14 protein-coding genes and 1 pseudogene are annotated in these 14935 nt (G+C 58.4%); 7 read left to right on the top strand and 8 right to left on the bottom strand.

Annotation, left to right across the window (positions count from 1 at the left end; translation table 11 throughout):
- The coding region (locus GBO37_RS16690; RefSeq protein ID WP_252928768.1) for a transposase at positions 1-186 on the bottom strand (186 nt) is incomplete at its 3' end.
- A gap of 53 nt (positions 187-239) precedes the next feature.
- Here GBO37_RS16690 and GBO37_RS16695 point away from each other — a divergent pair.
- Positions 240-371 (top strand): annotated as a pseudogene (locus GBO37_RS16695) (transposase); the annotation flags it as partial.
- Between the two features lie 57 nt (positions 372-428).
- On the opposite strand, the gene GBO37_RS16700 reads toward GBO37_RS16695, so the two are convergent.
- Entirely contained in the window at positions 429-911 is a 483-nt protein-coding gene (locus tag GBO37_RS16700) for a hypothetical protein (protein ID WP_252930074.1), read from the bottom strand.
- On the opposite strand from GBO37_RS16700, the gene cueR reads away from it, so the two are divergent.
- Positions 904-1398 carry a Cu(I)-responsive transcriptional regulator gene (gene cueR / locus GBO37_RS16705; protein ID WP_252930075.1) on the top strand — a complete coding sequence of 165 codons (495 nt, stop codon included), beginning with the start codon at positions 904-906 and terminating at the stop codon, positions 1396-1398. The genes GBO37_RS16700 and cueR overlap by 8 nt on opposite strands.
- 132 nt (positions 1399-1530) lie before the next feature.
- Here cueR and GBO37_RS16710 read toward each other — a convergent pair whose 3' ends face one another.
- The 4 genes from GBO37_RS16710 to GBO37_RS16725 form a co-directional block, all read right to left on the bottom strand.
- Complete coding sequence (locus tag GBO37_RS16710) at positions 1531-2331, bottom strand: SWFGD domain-containing protein (protein ID WP_252930076.1); 801 nt, start codon at positions 2329-2331, stop codon at positions 1531-1533.
- A 150-nt stretch (positions 2332-2481) separates the two neighbouring features.
- A complete protein-coding gene (locus GBO37_RS16715) occupies positions 2482-3156 on the bottom strand; it encodes a hypothetical protein (protein WP_252930077.1) in 675 nt (224 codons plus the stop codon).
- A 223-nt stretch (positions 3157-3379) separates the two neighbouring features.
- Positions 3380-4009 (bottom strand): TetR/AcrR family transcriptional regulator, encoded by a 630-nt coding sequence (locus GBO37_RS16720; protein WP_256481149.1) that lies wholly within the window; start codon positions 4007-4009, stop codon positions 3380-3382.
- Between the two features lie 128 nt (positions 4010-4137).
- Positions 4138-4740 (bottom strand): sugar transferase, encoded by a 603-nt coding sequence (locus GBO37_RS16725; protein WP_252930137.1) that lies wholly within the window; start codon positions 4738-4740, stop codon positions 4138-4140.
- A gap of 485 nt (positions 4741-5225) precedes the next feature.
- Between GBO37_RS16725 and GBO37_RS16730 the strand changes: the two genes are divergently transcribed.
- Both GBO37_RS16730 and GBO37_RS16735 read left to right on the top strand, forming a co-directional pair.
- Complete coding sequence (locus tag GBO37_RS16730) at positions 5226-6455, top strand: AI-2E family transporter (protein WP_252930079.1); 1230 nt, start codon at positions 5226-5228, stop codon at positions 6453-6455.
- Positions 6456-6655: 200 nt separating this feature from the next.
- Positions 6656-6829 carry a hypothetical protein gene (locus GBO37_RS16735; RefSeq protein ID WP_252930080.1) on the top strand — a complete coding sequence of 58 codons (174 nt, stop codon included), beginning with the start codon at positions 6656-6658 and terminating at the stop codon, positions 6827-6829.
- Positions 6830-7066: 237 nt separating this feature from the next.
- Here the strand turns inward: GBO37_RS16735 and GBO37_RS16740 are convergent, their stop codons facing one another.
- Complete coding sequence (locus GBO37_RS16740; RefSeq protein ID WP_252930081.1) at positions 7067-7552, bottom strand: MarR family winged helix-turn-helix transcriptional regulator; 486 nt, start codon at positions 7550-7552, stop codon at positions 7067-7069.
- 274 nt (positions 7553-7826) lie between these two features.
- Between GBO37_RS16740 and GBO37_RS16745 the strand changes: the two genes are divergently transcribed.
- Entirely contained in the window at positions 7827-8495 is a 669-nt protein-coding gene (locus GBO37_RS16745; protein ID WP_252930082.1) for a DUF1236 domain-containing protein, read from the top strand.
- 639 nt (positions 8496-9134) lie between these two features.
- On the opposite strand, the gene GBO37_RS16750 is transcribed toward GBO37_RS16745, so the two are convergent.
- Entirely contained in the window at positions 9135-11270 is a 2136-nt protein-coding gene (locus GBO37_RS16750; RefSeq protein WP_252930083.1) for a Hint domain-containing protein, read from the bottom strand.
- A gap of 372 nt (positions 11271-11642) precedes the next feature.
- Here GBO37_RS16750 and GBO37_RS16755 point away from each other — a divergent pair, with 372 nt between their 5' ends.
- Both GBO37_RS16755 and GBO37_RS16760 read left to right on the top strand, forming a co-directional pair.
- Complete coding sequence (locus tag GBO37_RS16755; RefSeq protein ID WP_252930084.1) at positions 11643-13556, top strand: OmpA family protein; 1914 nt, start codon at positions 11643-11645, stop codon at positions 13554-13556.
- A 236-nt stretch (positions 13557-13792) separates the two neighbouring features.
- The gene (locus tag GBO37_RS16760) at positions 13793-14902 is read left to right on the top strand and encodes a penicillin-binding protein activator (protein WP_256481151.1); all 1110 of its coding nucleotides are present in this window, start codon (positions 13793-13795) and stop codon (positions 14900-14902) included.
- Positions 14903-14935 lie beyond the last annotated feature (33 nt).

Genomic DNA, 14935 nt, shown 5'->3' on the forward strand with positions numbered 1-14935 from the left:
GGCACGCATCTGCTCATTCCCGGGAAATGCAGCAGCCGGGGCTGCGCTCAATTCCCTCATCCAGCGGCGCAGCACACTCTCGGACAGGTCGAGGTCGCGTGCGGCCTGTGACACCGCTACGCCCCGATCGGTTACCAGCCTCACGGCCTCTGTCTTGAACTCACGGCTGAACTTTCGTCTCGTCATATCCACTCTCCAGTTCCTTGGTCGCGATCTTATCTTCGTGTCCACGAAACCGGCAGCAGCTCATGACGATGAAGGTGCTGTTTGGCATGGCGCTAAGACAGACGACGGGGTTTGTCGAGAGCCTCCTAAGGTTGATCGACCTGGACTGGGCCGTGCCGAACTTCAGCACACTGAGCCGTCGCCAGAATCCCTGCTCTCAATAATCCCCTGATTGCCCCAGGAGGCACCTTACCTGTGCGAGATCACCGAATTTCCTTTGGGACCGTATGCTTGCCGTCCCACTCCGCCAGGCGCGTACCGAGGTGGATGACGTATCTGGCGACAGCACTATGGACATCGTGAGGGGCAAGGTGAGCGTCCGATGCTGCATAGATGGCCATGCCGTTCTGGTATTCTGCCTCTGACGTGATCTCGGCGGCTCCACCATAAAGGTCGAAGTAGCTCAAGACCGCATCGACCTGTGCCTCGGGCACCCCGGCTGCCAGGAACTGGTCGCGCAGTTCACGATCGATCATTGCTGGTACGGGAGGGAGCGCGCTGCACCTCCCTGCCCCAAAACATGTTGCTTTCTCATTCCCGGCATCCTCCAAGGCCGGGAGGGCAAATGGGCATTCCAACCGTGACAACGTCAACGGTCCTACGAATGTGTGATTTGGATTGACCGTTACGATGCCGCCGATCTTACTGTCGAAGACAGAGGTGAAGGAGCCATCGGCCATGAACATCGGTGATGCTGCGGCGCTCTCTGGCCTTTCTGCAAAGATGCTCCGTTACTATGAGCAGATCGGTCTGATTTTGCCTGCATCGCGGACGGCGGCAGGGTATCGTGACTACACGCCCCGTGATGTTCACATGCTGCGGTTCATTGCACGGGCTCGCGATTTGGGGTTCTCAATCGCTGACATCACCGCTCTGCTCGATCTCTGGCGCGATGAGCAACGACGCAGTGCGGATGTGAAGGCCTTGGCGCAGGCGAGGATCGAGGACATGCGCCGCAAGATCGCCCAGCTGCAGGACATGGCTGACACGCTCGAGACGCTGGTGGACAGCTGCGCCGGGGATGACCGTGCCGACTGTCCGATCCTTAAGGAACTGGAGGCGCCTGACGGGGAGCGTTCGCAACCATACCGCTCCAAGCAAAGCGGTGCTCCCTTGACCCTGCAAGGGCGATTGCCCCGGGACAATCTCAAGCAGGGCCAATCCATCGCTTGACTGAATATCTTGACCCGAAAGGGTGCAATGAATGCCGCACCATCAATAGAAAACGGGCGCCCGTGAGGCGCCCGCTGAATGTTTCTCATAGCTCATGAGGATGCCGCAGTACGAAGCCGCGGCCTACCGAGCTTACAAAATGCCGCGATCTCGCGTCGGATCGGCAATCAGGGGCGACACGGCTGCCATTCCGGCCTGCCCGGACGACGCGACACGCAGGTTGTTCTGCACGTGCTTCACCCCGGAGGCGCGCTCGGCGACATCCTCGGCATGACGCTTGGCGAACCGCTCCGGAACGGTACCGGACAACGTGACCTCGCCGTCCTGAACCATCACCTCGATGTCCGAGGCGTCCAGCTGGCCGTCATCCATCAGACGCTCGCTGACGTCTTCCTTAATGCGCTCGTCCGAACGGATGTAACCCTTCGGGCCGGTGCCGCGGTGCTTGTCCATCTCGCGACGGCGGCTGGCGTCCTCGTCGCCAAACCACGAGGCCACCTCGTCGCCTGCGCGATCCAGGAACCCGCGTTCGTCGTTGCGGTCGGCATAGCCGCGCCCGTAGGAGCGGTTGTCACGCCCGTAGCCGCTGTTCGAGCTGTAGGGATCAAAGGTGCGATCGGCCCGAAAATCTGGGCCCATGCCGCCGCGACGACCCTGGCCATCGTTCGAACGACCGTAGCTACTGCCCTGGCCATAGCCACTGTCGTAGGATGCGGAGCGATCGGAGAAATCGTGGCGATCACGGTACCGATCGCGATTGTCGCGCATCTCATCCATGTCGCGGCGACGCTCGGCCTGATCATCGCCGACCCACGATTTGACTTCGTCCGCGGCCTTGTCGGTCCAGTCGCGATCGTTCCTGTTCATGTCGCGGTTGCCGTAGCCCTGGCCAGCACGGCCCATGCGATCGCGGTCGTTATATTCGTTTGCCATAGCGTGTTCCTCCTCAAAACACGGGTGCCACGCGGCACCTCAGATGCGGGAGAAACGGCCGCTTCCGACGGGGCGTTCCGGCAAATAAATGTTATCGGCAAGAATTGGATCACCCGCCGTCTGTGACAGCTTCACTCGAAATGCTTAGTGCTAATTGACGCCGATGTGCTGTGATCCGCTGCCATCAAAGATTTTTTCGTAATTTCCAAGGACCGCGATAGATACTGTGGCCGCAGCCGCAATCGACATCATCTCGCCACCATCCTCCAAGGCCGTGAAGATGACGTCAGCCAACGCTCCCGGCATCATGATATGGGCGAGGTCGAAAACCACTGCGCAAAAGATCAGGAGGACTATAGGATAGGCAATAAACTTTAGAATGGCTCCGTCGCCATTACGCCGGCCTCTGTAAGCCCAGATGCCGAGGGACGCCAAAACTGCCGCCGCCAGCATCCATGCCAGTAGCTCTCCCAGATCCTTCTCCCTCAGACCAAAAACCACGGGGAGCTCGAACGCATATGCCAGGATTATTCCCAAGCGTTCGTGGTACTGACAGGAGTCATCGAACCAGGCAAAGGCAAAGAACGCGAACAGGAACAGCGATAAGCGGGATCGGGTTTTGTGAAAAACATAGAGAAAGGATGAGAAACAGATAAACAGCATCCCGTGATTGAGATTTTCGGAGATGGAGTTGTCACCACCAAGATTCACGAAGGAATAGATCACCCCGGCAAGCCCGTTGTCGCTGTACTCGTACAGAAAGATCATGCTGTAAGTGGTGATGTGGCTCACGATGAGGGTTATGGTGGCCGCCGCCAGCAGCATTCCAACCTTTACGGCAGATCTGTCATCGATCACCCTGAAGGGAACTGTGGGGCATTCATGAAGTCTGGTCGCAGTCTGATCGGGCAAGGGTACGATGATCTCTCTTACTTAAACGCTTGATGGGCGGCCTGTAGGTTATGCGCAGACTTGATTGCAAGGCGCGGGGTGTTTATGCGTGGAGCCTTGCCGGGTATTTCCATCCGTGTGGATCACGGACGATTGCTCAGACCGCTTTCTGGCCCCTGCCGGCATGTCCACCCAGGAACAGATCTGCCCCAGCCCGGGCACACGTCACCAGTTGCTCCCGTGTCAGCTTGGAGCCGTTCATCATGGCATGTTGCTGAACCTGCCCCATGATCATAGCGACGAGCCGACGGGCGGAATGTTCACTGTCGTGACGGTCAATCTGTCCTCGGTCGATCCAAGCGTCGAGAAGTGCCTTGAGGGGAGCGATGGTGCCGCCGGTAAGAGCGGCGTCATAGGCTGCGGCGATGGGCGGAAAGCGTATCCCCTCGGCCGTGACGGTCCACACAAGACGAACCCTTTGCTGTGCTGCCGCCCAATCGGCGAGCGCCGTCAGGGCTTTCGGCAGGACATCGGCAACATTTCCGTCTGAAAGCTTGTCGAACGGGGATTTCTGAAACGCATCGTGAAGCTCAGCTTGCATCGCCGCATGGAACATCAGCGATTTCTCGGGGAAGTAGCTGTAGAGCGTTGCCTTGGATACCCGGGCCTCTCGGGTGATGTCGTCGACGCTGGCCCCTGCATACCCGTCTCGAAGAAAGATGACCGCCGCGCTATCGCGGACTAAGTCATAGTTTCGGCCCTGCTTGAGTGCAGATGCATCATCCAGCTAACTCGTACGCGTCATGTTTTCTTGCCCCCAGGAATCATGACTACATAGAAAATCCTTCACTGGTGGAAGGCAAGTTGCCGTGCGCACAATAAATGTGTGCGCAATTTCCTCTATCAGCCGCCTGATCAATGCGCTCCGCGGGACAGCGCGACGGCGGGGATGGTCATGAAGATGATGCGCAGGTCCATCCACGGGTTCCACTTCATCACGTAGAAGCGGTCCATCTGCACGCGCTCCATGTAGGTCGTGTTGCTGCGGCCGCTGATCTGCCAGAGGCCGGACAGGCCGGGGCGGGCCGCGAGATAGTGGCGGGCCGAGCTGGCGTAATGGTCCAGCTCTTCCCGCACGACCGGACGCGGGCCGACCAGGCTCATCTCTCCGGTCAGCACGTTCAGAAGCTGGGGCAGCTCGTCCAGGCTCAGCTTGCGCAGCACGGCGCCCAAGGGGGTGACGCGCGGATCGTCGACCAGTTTGCGCTGTTCGTACCACAGGGCCGCCTTGGCGGGATGCTTGCGCAGGTACTGCTCCAGGACGGCGTCGCCGTTGACGACCATGGTGCGGAACTTCCAGCAGCGGAACTCGCGCCCGCCGAAGCCTACGCGGCGGTGCCCGTAGAGCAGCGGCCCGGAATCCGTCAGCTTGAGGACGATGACCAGCGCAAGGATCAGCGGCGCCAGCAGCAGCAGGCCCAGAACCGCCAACGTGACATCCAGCCCCCGCTTGGCCATGCCACCCACAGGGGCGGCCCTTTTTGCGCGCGGCCGATGCAGTCCTGCAAGAGAGGTGTTGGCCGCGAGGGAGGGGCGACAGTCGGAGACAAAGTCTCGTTCGGCACGGAGCATGCGCATTGGAACAACTTACCTACAAAGATACAAGGATGCTCCCGCACGACGGTGTACGGGCTCAACCCGTAGACCAGATCGATAAAATTTTAACAAACTGCATTTTTCGTCAGGGTCTTGAGCATCTTGGGCGCCATGAGGTGTCAAATTCGGTAAGGCTGCGCGCCTTCAGGCGTCACTCGGCCAAGTGAAATTGGTATCCTTCAGACCTGCATCAGCAAAAGTGGACCAAACAACAACTGGTCCGGAGAGTTCAGCTCTCATAGTTATGGTTCCCGCGAGGGAGATGGCAGTCACCCATCGACAACGAAGACCATATCTTCACGATTTGCCCGTACCCTGGCGTCTGATTGTAAGACGAGGAGATCACGATGGAGCAGACGCAGGCTCGAAGTGGGTCGGACAAGGAAAGCTCGGTTCCCCGTCTGGCGAACTGGGCCGTAATCGGCATCTTCCTGATCCTGGCATTCGCAGCGATCGCCGAAGGGCGTGACTTCCTGATGCCTGCCACGATGGCCGTCTTGCTCTTCTTCGTCTTCACACCGTTGCGTCGACTTGCGGAACGACGTGGTCTGCCCAATCCCCTGACCGCCGCGGCAATCACCCTTTCGATCCTGCTCTCCGTTGGCGTGATCGCCTACGCAGCCAGCGGACCGCTCAGCCAGGCGATGAGCCGAATGCCGGTGATCTCCTACCAGCTCAACCAGAAGTTCGACAGTCTCAGTGAAGGCCTGTCGGGACTACGTGAGGCGGCACGGCGTATCGATGATGCGCAGACGGTTGAGCCGGAACCAGGCGAGACACCTGCGATCCGTGTCGAACAGGAAGGGGAGACGACTTTAGGAACGGTCATGAAGATGGCGCCTCTGCTCCTGGGCCAAGTCCTCTTCACGCTGATCCTTCTGTTCTTCATGATCGCGTCAGGCGACATGCTGCATCTCAAGATCGTCCAGAGTTTCGACCGGATGCGCGAGAAGCGTGGCGCTTACCTGGCATTGCGCAAGATCGAGGACTCGCTCGGCAACTACCTCGGCGCCATCACTGTGATCAATGCCGGGCTGGGTCTGGCCGTAGGCCTCGCCATGTGGGCCTGGGGCATGCCGGGAGCGATCCTCTTCGGGGTCGGTGCCTTCATCCTCAATTACATCCCGTATCTCGGCGCGATCGTCGGCGTGGCCATCTCCGGGTTGGTCGCTCTTCTCGTCATGCCGGGACTATTCTGGCCGGCGATGGTCGCGGGTTCGTACCTGACCCTCACCTCGCTGGAAGGCCAGATCATCACCCCCTACTTCGTGTCCCGCCGCCTGCAGATGAACACCGTTGTCGTGTTCCTCGCCGTGGCGCTCTGGGCATGGCTCTGGTCGGTGATCGGGATGATCATCGCCGTGCCGGTCCTTGTCGTCATGCGTGTTCTGGCAGAGCACGTGCCGGGATGGGAGAAGTTTGGAAACTTTCTGGCCGGTGATGCGCCACCTGTCCTGGACGAGGATGAGGCGGAGGCTGAGAGCCTCGTCGAGGCAGGCGCGGGAGCCGAAGATGAGCCGGCGGCCAGGGTCGCAACGGAGGACCTTGTTGCAGCGGAGACCGGTGACGCTCACTGACCGCAGCCTTCATGGCGAGGGACTGTTTTGGCAGCCTGGCCCTTTGAGGACAGATCACAACCTGCAGAGCGGCGCTCCATACATTCGATGTAAATGAACCGATTAGTATTGAATATTCAAAATGGTGAGTTACATTAGGATCACTACCGCATAGGTTGTTTAGCTCAGTGCTTTAGGCTTCCACGAGGAGGGTCCTAGCTATGACGATCATCGGCAAGGATTTTGCGACGTTTCTGACAGCCGTTGAAGCGGCGGGACATGCCGCCAGTCCCGGCGACATTCTCTGCGACTCGCTCAGACGCGCGCAGCTGGTCTGTCTTGTTGCAAAGGCCTCGACGGCGGCCGTCGTGCTGACGCGAGCCGCTTCACGCTGAGACCGTCCGTTTCTTGCGCTGACGTAGCGCACAGAAGGATGTGCTGCCGAAAGTCTTGCTGTTTCCTCCCTGACAGCAGCCGTTCGTGAATCAAAGCATCTGCACAGGGCAAAGCGGCCCTTACTCTTCCTTGGCTTCTGACAGAAGCATTTGCAATCCGGGCAAGACAGCACATTCGACCGACGGTTTCTTTCATGCCAAAATTACGGACCAGCAGGCGTTAGAGCAGAGCTTCACTCACCGCCGGGTTTCCGGAGCGGACTTCACTGTCTCGAGCTGTTCTTCCGGGGTTGCCGGTCTCCCCAACCGAACAAGTTCCTCACGAAGCTCATCCGCCTGGCTGTCCGTCATCTGGCAGGCGGACATGATCTGATCAGAAACGGCCCATACCGACGTCTGCAGCGCTTGTCCGGCAGGTGTCAGCTCCACCAGAACGCGACGTTCATCCTGCATGTCGCGCTTTCTCGCAATCAGCCCGGATTGCTCCATGCGCTTGAGGATTGGCGTAATGGTGCCGGTATCCAATCCAAGTCTGATGCCAACCTTGCCCACCAATTGAGGCGACGTATCGAGTAGCTCGAGGACGACCAGATACTGGGGGAAGGTCAGACCAAGCGGCTCGAGAAACGGCCTGTGCATCCGCATGATCCGGTTCGCTGCCCCGTAGAGTGCAAACGACAGTTGCTTGTCGACCTGGCGGCGGGTTTCGCTTTCTCGGCTCATACGATCCATCTCTTATAACCGTGGCAGAATACTGTCGAACGATCTTTCCATGCCTGCCTTACGCTGAGCAAGTATCGCCTGACTCACCTCGATCCTTGAGAGTGTTGCTGAGCTTCCCATCAGAAGTTTGTCCCCTCATAGACGATGTCAGACAAACAAGATCAATCTAAGGATGCATATTAACCATAATATCACGCCATGCGGGAACTGATTGCAACGAGAGCATGTTTGGCAGCCATCACAGGGCAGCATGCCCGAGAGACAGGAGATTACCATGAAAGCGTATCTTGTTCCGACCTTCGTTGCGGCCCTGACGGTTGCGGGGGCCGCCTCGGCGCAGACGATGGCCACCGTTGCCACGGATTTGAACGTCCGGTCCGGCCCGGGCGTCCAGCATGGCGTGATCGGCGCCATCGGCGCGGGGGACGAGGTGTCGGTCCTGGGCTGCATCGACAGCGCGAACTGGTGCCAGGTCAGCGGCGACGGTCTGGAAGGCTGGGCCTATGGCGACTATCTGAACGTCAAGGCGGGCGACGAGGTCGTGTCGCTTTATCCAAACCGCGAGACGGTCGGTGTGACCATCATTGAGGCCCCCGTCGAGGACCCGACCACCGGGCAGGACGCCGCCGTGGGCGGTCTGGGCGGCGCGGCGATGGGTGCGCTGATCGGCGGCCCGGTCGGGGCGGTGGCCGGTCTTGCCATCGGCGGCGCGACCGGAGCTGCCGCAGCCGAGGAGCCCACGACCGAAGTGACCACCTATGTCACGTCGAACACGGTGGATCCCGTCTATCTGGACGGAGAGGTCGTGATCGGCGCGGGCGTTCCGGAAAACGTGACGATCTACGAGATCCCGGATCAGCCGGATTATCGCTATGCGCAGATCAACGGGCAGACGGTGCTGGTGAACCCCAACGATCGCCAGATCACCTATATCTATCGCTAAAGCGCACCCTGACTCCACTACCGTATAGATACCTAGTAACCCGTAATCTTTTATCTCATGTATTAGAGTGTACCTGCAGTGTCATTTTGGCATTGCAGGTATTTTTGTTTTTATTTGATGCGAGCGTAGATAATGACGGGTCAATCGCGCCGCTATTGACCCTGAAGGAATTTCAGTCGCGAAGAACTGCCCATCGTTCAGCGGAATTGCACTCTTTTTTCCTCTTCACAGCGTTTTTTGAGGACACCACGACCGCAAGTGATTACCGCCTCTGGACGACGGAAAGACGACGAGGCGAACAATGATAGATCCAGGTCTTCGGACCCGGTTTCTTGCGGCTGGTACGCCAAAACATCAGATCGAGGCAGCTCTTGGTTACTTTGAGCAAACGGGTACCGCGCCAGCGATTACATCGCCGAGTGAATATGCTGCTGCACGGGAAACGTATGCACGAATGGACGCATGCTTGCCGCCGGAAGAGCTGTTCAGCCGCGTGGCGCGCTATATCCTAAGCCTTCGTGTGCAGTTGTCCGAGTGGGAAAGACGGGGCGCATGACCAGAGCTTGGAATTGTGGATGAATCCTTTGAATCTTGATCGGACCGTCAATGAGGCTGGATACAGTCGACCAACACGTCCGGTCATAGCGGGTTCTGGATCATGCCACTCGTGGCCGTATGAAGCGCCACATTGTTCTTCTTGTGGCGAATGGCCAGATTGCGCCCCATACGCCCATTTGCGAAAGTCCGGGCCGGTGAAAAAACAATCGTCTCCAATTGCGGCATCAATTCGAGGAGCTCTCGACGACCCTCATCCCCGATGCTTTTGAGAGATTGAGCGCCGACATAAAGGCTTTCCGTCAGCGCCCCTGCCGAGGTGATCACCTGATGATCTGGAAGCATGATATGCCAGTACTCCACGTCCTTTCCGTCTTCCAGAACATGGATCCCGCCAGTTCCGACTAGATGCTTCGCTGCTACGAGGACCTCGTCACGATCAAACATGCGCGAGATGATGCGGGATCTGACCAGCACTCTATGCTGCGGGGAAACGATAAGAATATCTGTTGGCAGGCCACCACCCAAAGCGCCCCTCGGAATGCAGATGGGGCGCAGACGAGGGAAGTTTCGCAGATCCGAACTCGACAGATTGCGATGACCGATCCAGACAATTGGTTGCGGACCAGCGTCGAGGGTGGAGACCAAGTCTCCTGTCGCCAGCAACTCGACAGAAATTTCTCCGGACGGTGTCAGGATTGGCGTTCCACGGGTGAAACAGGGAACTCCAGTGTTCTCCGCCGTGAAGTCCTCGGCGGTGACATTCTGAAACTCGATGCCTCCATTTCCGTCGACGAGAAGTGAGTCCCTGCCCTCATAGGAGATGGAGCGGCCGCGTTCATCTGTTGCATTGGACTGATTGAGGATGCCGTCATCGTTAAAGTCGGCCCTCAGATCTGATATCTTTCCGTAGTACCTGCTCAGATCAATGAAGTCATTGTTGCTGGCATCCCCGTCATCAAGCGAGCCGGTATTACCAGCGTTGAAATCCGTGATCGTGTCCACGCTGCCGTCGGCCGTGTAGATGAACGTGTCGTTTCCCCTGCCGCCCGTGAGAGTGTCCGCACCGCCGCCACCGATCAATGTGTCGTTGCCATCATCTCCGATCAGCGTGTCGCTTCCGGAACCACCATTGATGATATCGGCGTCTCCCCCCCCATGCAGCTCATCACGACCCGCGCCACCCAGGATGGTATCATTTCCGGCACCGCCATAAACGGTATCGGCGCCATCCATGTCGCTGAACTGCCCTGCGGCTCCAGCGTCTATGTAATCGTTTCCGTCTCCGCCATGAATGAGGTCATTGCCCAGCCAGCCCATGATCGTGTCGTTGCCAGCGCTGCCGGAGAGAAGGTCGTCCCCCTCCCCGCCATCGACCGTGTCATCGCCATCGCCTCCGTCGATGGTGTCGTTTCCCAACCAGCCTATAAGCTTGTCATTTCCACCGTCGCCATTGATGCTGTCGTGGCCTGTATCGCCGTCAAGCGTATCGTTGCCTTCACCGCCGACGAGACTGTCAGCCCCGGCACCGCCAAGGACGCTATCGTCGCCCGCTCCTCCATTCAGACTGTCGGCTCCGTCCCCGCCCAAGAGGCGGTCGTTGCCATTACCGCCCAGGATCGTGTCATTCCCGGCGCCACCCCTGAGAGTGTCATGTCCATCGCCGCCAGAAAGATGGTCGTTGCCTGCGCCGCCGTCCAGGCTGTCATTACCGGTGCCGCCGAAAAGGGTATCATTTCCTTCCGTTGTGACAGAATTGTTGCCACTGAGGCTGATCTTTACATCGCTGCCCGACGGATCGAAATCCAAGGTCCGCGTCTGAAGGGAGCGGATGTTCACGTCCCCTACGCTGTCATCCAGCGCCGCAAAGTAGCGCGTCGGGCCCGTCCCGGAGAGTGGAACCGCCCGGATGAAGGCGATCTTTGACGTACCGTCGCTGCCGACGACATTCGTCGTGGTCCCGGTACCCGAGGTCAGCGTGATTGGTTGGCTCGTGCCATCGGGCGTCACAAGAAAAATCTTGTACTGAACACCCTTGATCGTGAGGATGCCCCCGTCGGCATCGGTGTTGTTCAGTTCCACAACTGCCGTTGCCGTGTTGTCGTCATCGCCGGTATAAGTCGCACCGTCCACGACGCCGATAATGGTTCCGTTAGTGGTGGTGTACGTCGTGTTGCTGGCAATGCCGGACAACTCGATCAGGTCGTTGATATAGGGCATCGGCGACTCGCTTTGTTCGCGGTGATGAGTACCGCTTTTAAGCGAGGATAATTACCGGCCACTGAAGTTCAGAGTGCTTCTTTAGCGTAAATTTAATAAAAACGATTTATTCTTTATAGCTTTCGAAAAAATATGAGCAGGCAGTAGATATATCGTTATGCCTTCTCTGTTACGGCAGATCCAATTGATAATTTAAGATAAGAATTTCTCCATCTGAGCAATTTAGATCTCTACATAGGGGAAAATTAGATAAGGTATTGGAATTATCTAATGCGTACATTTTTAGTTTTTGCAGAACTGAAGTTATGGAACTGACTGGCACGGTGCATGTTGTGGTGAAGTCTACCTCAGGTTGTAATTTTGGGAACCATCATGCGCCGGATTTTCCACACCTCGACAGCCATCGCGTCATGTCTTTCACTTCTCTCACCGCAGATGGCTGCAGCTCAAGCTGCAGCTGATGGCAATTCGCAGGTCGTGCCTCCTGCAGAAGAGATCGTGCCCAAGGCCGATGCGGCCGCACCGAATTCGCAGGAAGCCTCTCCCGCCGGCGGTGATGCGACTGTCGCTGCCGAGACCGATGCTGATGCAGCGGCCTCACCCGTCGAGGCCGAGATGACCACGCCAGAGGGTGGCGCGGGGCCTGCCTCTGAAGCGGCGTCCGATGTGACTGCAGAACCCGACGCCACCGAAAATGACGCAGCCCTGGACGAAGCGATGGCGGCGGAGCAGGAGGAAGCTGAGACCGAGGCAAGTGAGGCGACCGGGACAACGATGGAAGCCGCGCCTGTCGAAAGCGCTGGCGCCGCTGAGGTGAGTTCTGATGCAGAGGCCTCATCTGCCCAAACCGACGTGACGACGCCAGAGGTGGACGCATTCCCTGAGGCAGATGCTGAAGCAACGCCCGACACCAACACCACCGACCCTGAGGCGGCGCTGGATGACGCGATGGCGGCAGAGCAGGAGCGTGCGGAGACGGAAGCGACTGGCGCGGCACCTGAGGCGGAAACGACCCCGCCCGGTGCAGATGACCTTACGGATGGGCTTGAGCTTTCCGAAAGCAGCACCGTCCCGGCAAACCCGCCAGCGCCCTTAAATCCCGGAACGGAGGATCCGTCGACAGCCGGCGCCGACGGACAGAACGACGCCCAAACTGACGCGAACGCTTCCGGCACTGACATTCCAACGACGACTGCTGACGCTCCTACGGCGTCCGAGACAAGCGCGCAAACTGCTGACGCACCAACCGCCGCCGCGCTGGATGACTCGGCTACTGCCGAGGTGACTGAAGAAGAAGTAACCGAGGAAAACAGCCGTTCCTCAAGCGAAGATTTTGCGACCACCCTGCAGCAAGCCACCTCGGCTGATGGCAATCAGCAGCAGTCTAGCGACAGCGATGATGATAATGATCTGGCGAAGGCCATCCTGCTGGGTCTGGGCGGAGTGGCTGTCGGCGCGATGCTCAACAACAATCGCCAGGTCGCGCTGTCGACGCCCGACCGCATCGTCGTAACCCGTTCCGATGGCACCCAGCAGGTGATCAGGGATGACGTCGCTCTCCTTCGCCAGCCCGGGTCGACTGTCGCGACAGAAAACTTCGATGATGGATCCTCGCGCACCACCGTGACGCGGTCGGATGGCAGCCGTATTGTCACGATCCGTGACGCCGATCTGCGGATCCTGCGCCGAACGCTCATCTCAGCTGATGGAGAACAGACAATGCTGCTTGACGACACATCGGTCGTGGAGCCCGTTAATGTCGCAAGTCTGCCCGCTCCGGCGCCTACGCTCGACGGGTCGGCAGCTGATCTGGACGAAGCCGCGCTCCGGGAAGCCCTGATGGCCCGGTTGGCCGTTGATCGACGGTTCAGCCTGTCGCAGGTCCGTGACATTCCTGAGGTTCGTTCGCTGGTCACCTCCGTTGACGTCAACGCCATCACATTCCAGACGGACTCAGCCGCCATTGACGCTGACCAAGCCAAGAAACTGACTGCTCTGGGGAATGTCATCAGTGAAGCGATCGCAGGCAATCCGAATGAAATCTTCCTTGTTGAAGGGCATACGGACACCGTGGGCGATCCTGCGGCAAACCTCGCCCTGTCTGACCGTCGCGCGGAGTCGGTGGCGCTTGCCTTGAGCGAATATTTTCAGGTTCCGCCGGAGAACATGGTCATCCAGGGTTACGGTGAACAGTTCCCACGGATCCAGCAGGAGGGCGACATCCGCGAGAACCGTCGTGCATCTGTCCGGCGCATCACCGACCTGCTTCAGACAGCAGCCAACTGAGTGATCTGAATACTGTCACCATCTGGCGGTCCCGATACGGGACCGCCTTTGTTGGAGCGGTACAACAGGTCCCTGCCTTGGTGTCTAGGAATATTCGATCCGCAGCTTTCAGTAACTCCCAGCATAGAAACACTTGCATGGACATATTCTCTGTCATTCGGCCAAGTGTCAGTTTACCTCGTACTCTTGCGAGGGCTCTGGTGCTATTGGCCACCCTTATCTGCACAGCCTGTGATATGACAGGGAACGCAACTCGCGTTTCCAGTACGAACATTGGCCAATCGATCGATCCGAGCGAGCCGCTAAGGGTTGCCCTGCTGGTGCCCGGCGGCAGCGGATCTCAAGATCTGGAGTGGCTAGCCCGAAGCTTGAGAAACGCTGCTCGGATGGCCGCAGCTGATGCTGAGGGTGTCAGCTTTGACCTTCGTTTCTATGACACGGGCGGATCCCCACAAACGGCAGTTGTTCAAGCCAATGCGGCTGTCGATGCGGGCGCCCAGATAATCTTAGGACCGCTCTTTGCAGAAAGTGCGAATGCCGTCGGTCATGCAATGATGCCACGCAACGTCAACGTGCTGACATTTTCGAACAATACGCAGATTGCCGGCGGAAACGTTTTCATCCTGGGTAACAGCTTTGACAATATCGCGGACCGTCTGGTGTCCTATGGCACTCGACAGGGTAAGCATAACATCCTCATCGTCGCCGAGAATGATGTGGCGGGACAGCTTGGCGGTCGGGCAATCGAGAACGCCATCACGCGGAACGGTGCTCATCTAACCGGTCGTGTCGATCATCCGATCTCCATCAGTGGCATCAACGCCGCGGCACCAATGATTGTTCAGGCGACAGGATCTGGTCATGCAGATGTCGTCTTTCTGACTGCAAACAATCAGGCCGTATTGCCCTATCTTACCGATACCCTCGCGAGGGATGGCATTCGCTCGCCTGACATACAGGTCATGGGTCTGACCCGTTGGGATCAGCCACACGATCGTTTGCGCATGCCACAGCTTGCTGAAGGTTGGTTCGCCATTCCTGACCCAAAGCTTTTTCGCCAGTTCGAGGCGCACTATGCCCGGCTCCATAATGAACCCCCTCATCAGCTTGCGTCTTTAGCGTATGATGGATTGACTGCACTCGCTTCTCTTGCTGGTGAGGGGAGGGACGACGCAATGACGACGGGCGGTTTGACGCGGCAGGCAGGCTTTTCGGGGATTGGCGGAGCTTTCCGGCTCAAAGGGGACGGCACCATTCAAAGAGGCTTGGCTGTTGCGACAATCCGTAACGGTCAGTTGGTGATCCTTGATGCCGCGCCCCGCAGCATGCGCGGTTTCGGATCCTGATGCCAGTGACGTTTGAAAGCCGGCATCCACTCG

This window comes from Paracoccus sp. 08 (assembly GCF_024105395.1).
Taxonomy (GTDB): Bacteria; Pseudomonadota; Alphaproteobacteria; order Rhodobacterales; family Rhodobacteraceae; genus Paracoccus; species Paracoccus marcusii.

What these genes read in the sequence shown, in the direction of transcription:
- GBO37_RS16725 (WP_252930137.1), bottom strand. Translation starts at nt 4,740, where the DNA reads ATGGCCAAGCGGGGGCTGGATGTCACGTTGGCGGTTCTGGGCCTGCTG.
- GBO37_RS16755 (WP_252930084.1), top strand. Translation starts at nt 11,643, where the DNA reads ATGCGCCGGATTTTCCACACCTCGACAGCCATCGCGTCATGTCTTTCA.
- GBO37_RS16700 (WP_252930074.1), bottom strand. Translation starts at nt 911, where the DNA reads ATGTTCATGGCCGATGGCTCCTTCACCTCTGTCTTCGACAGTAAGATC.
- GBO37_RS16750 (WP_252930083.1), bottom strand. Translation starts at nt 11,270, where the DNA reads ATGCCCTATATCAACGACCTGATCGAGTTGTCCGGCATTGCCAGCAAC.
- GBO37_RS16735 (WP_252930080.1), top strand. Translation starts at nt 6,656, where the DNA reads ATGACGATCATCGGCAAGGATTTTGCGACGTTTCTGACAGCCGTTGAA.
- GBO37_RS16745 (WP_252930082.1), top strand. Translation starts at nt 7,827, where the DNA reads ATGAAAGCGTATCTTGTTCCGACCTTCGTTGCGGCCCTGACGGTTGCG.
- GBO37_RS16715 (WP_252930077.1), bottom strand. Translation starts at nt 3,156, where the DNA reads ATGCTGCTGGCGGCGGCCACCATAACCCTCATCGTGAGCCACATCACC.
- GBO37_RS16760 (WP_256481151.1), top strand. Translation starts at nt 13,793, where the DNA reads ATGACAGGGAACGCAACTCGCGTTTCCAGTACGAACATTGGCCAATCG.
- cueR (WP_252930075.1), top strand. Translation starts at nt 904, where the DNA reads ATGAACATCGGTGATGCTGCGGCGCTCTCTGGCCTTTCTGCAAAGATG.
- GBO37_RS16710 (WP_252930076.1), bottom strand. Translation starts at nt 2,331, where the DNA reads ATGGCAAACGAATATAACGACCGCGATCGCATGGGCCGTGCTGGCCAG.
- GBO37_RS16730 (WP_252930079.1), top strand. Translation starts at nt 5,226, where the DNA reads ATGGAGCAGACGCAGGCTCGAAGTGGGTCGGACAAGGAAAGCTCGGTT.
- GBO37_RS16740 (WP_252930081.1), bottom strand. Translation starts at nt 7,552, where the DNA reads ATGAGCCGAGAAAGCGAAACCCGCCGCCAGGTCGACAAGCAACTGTCG.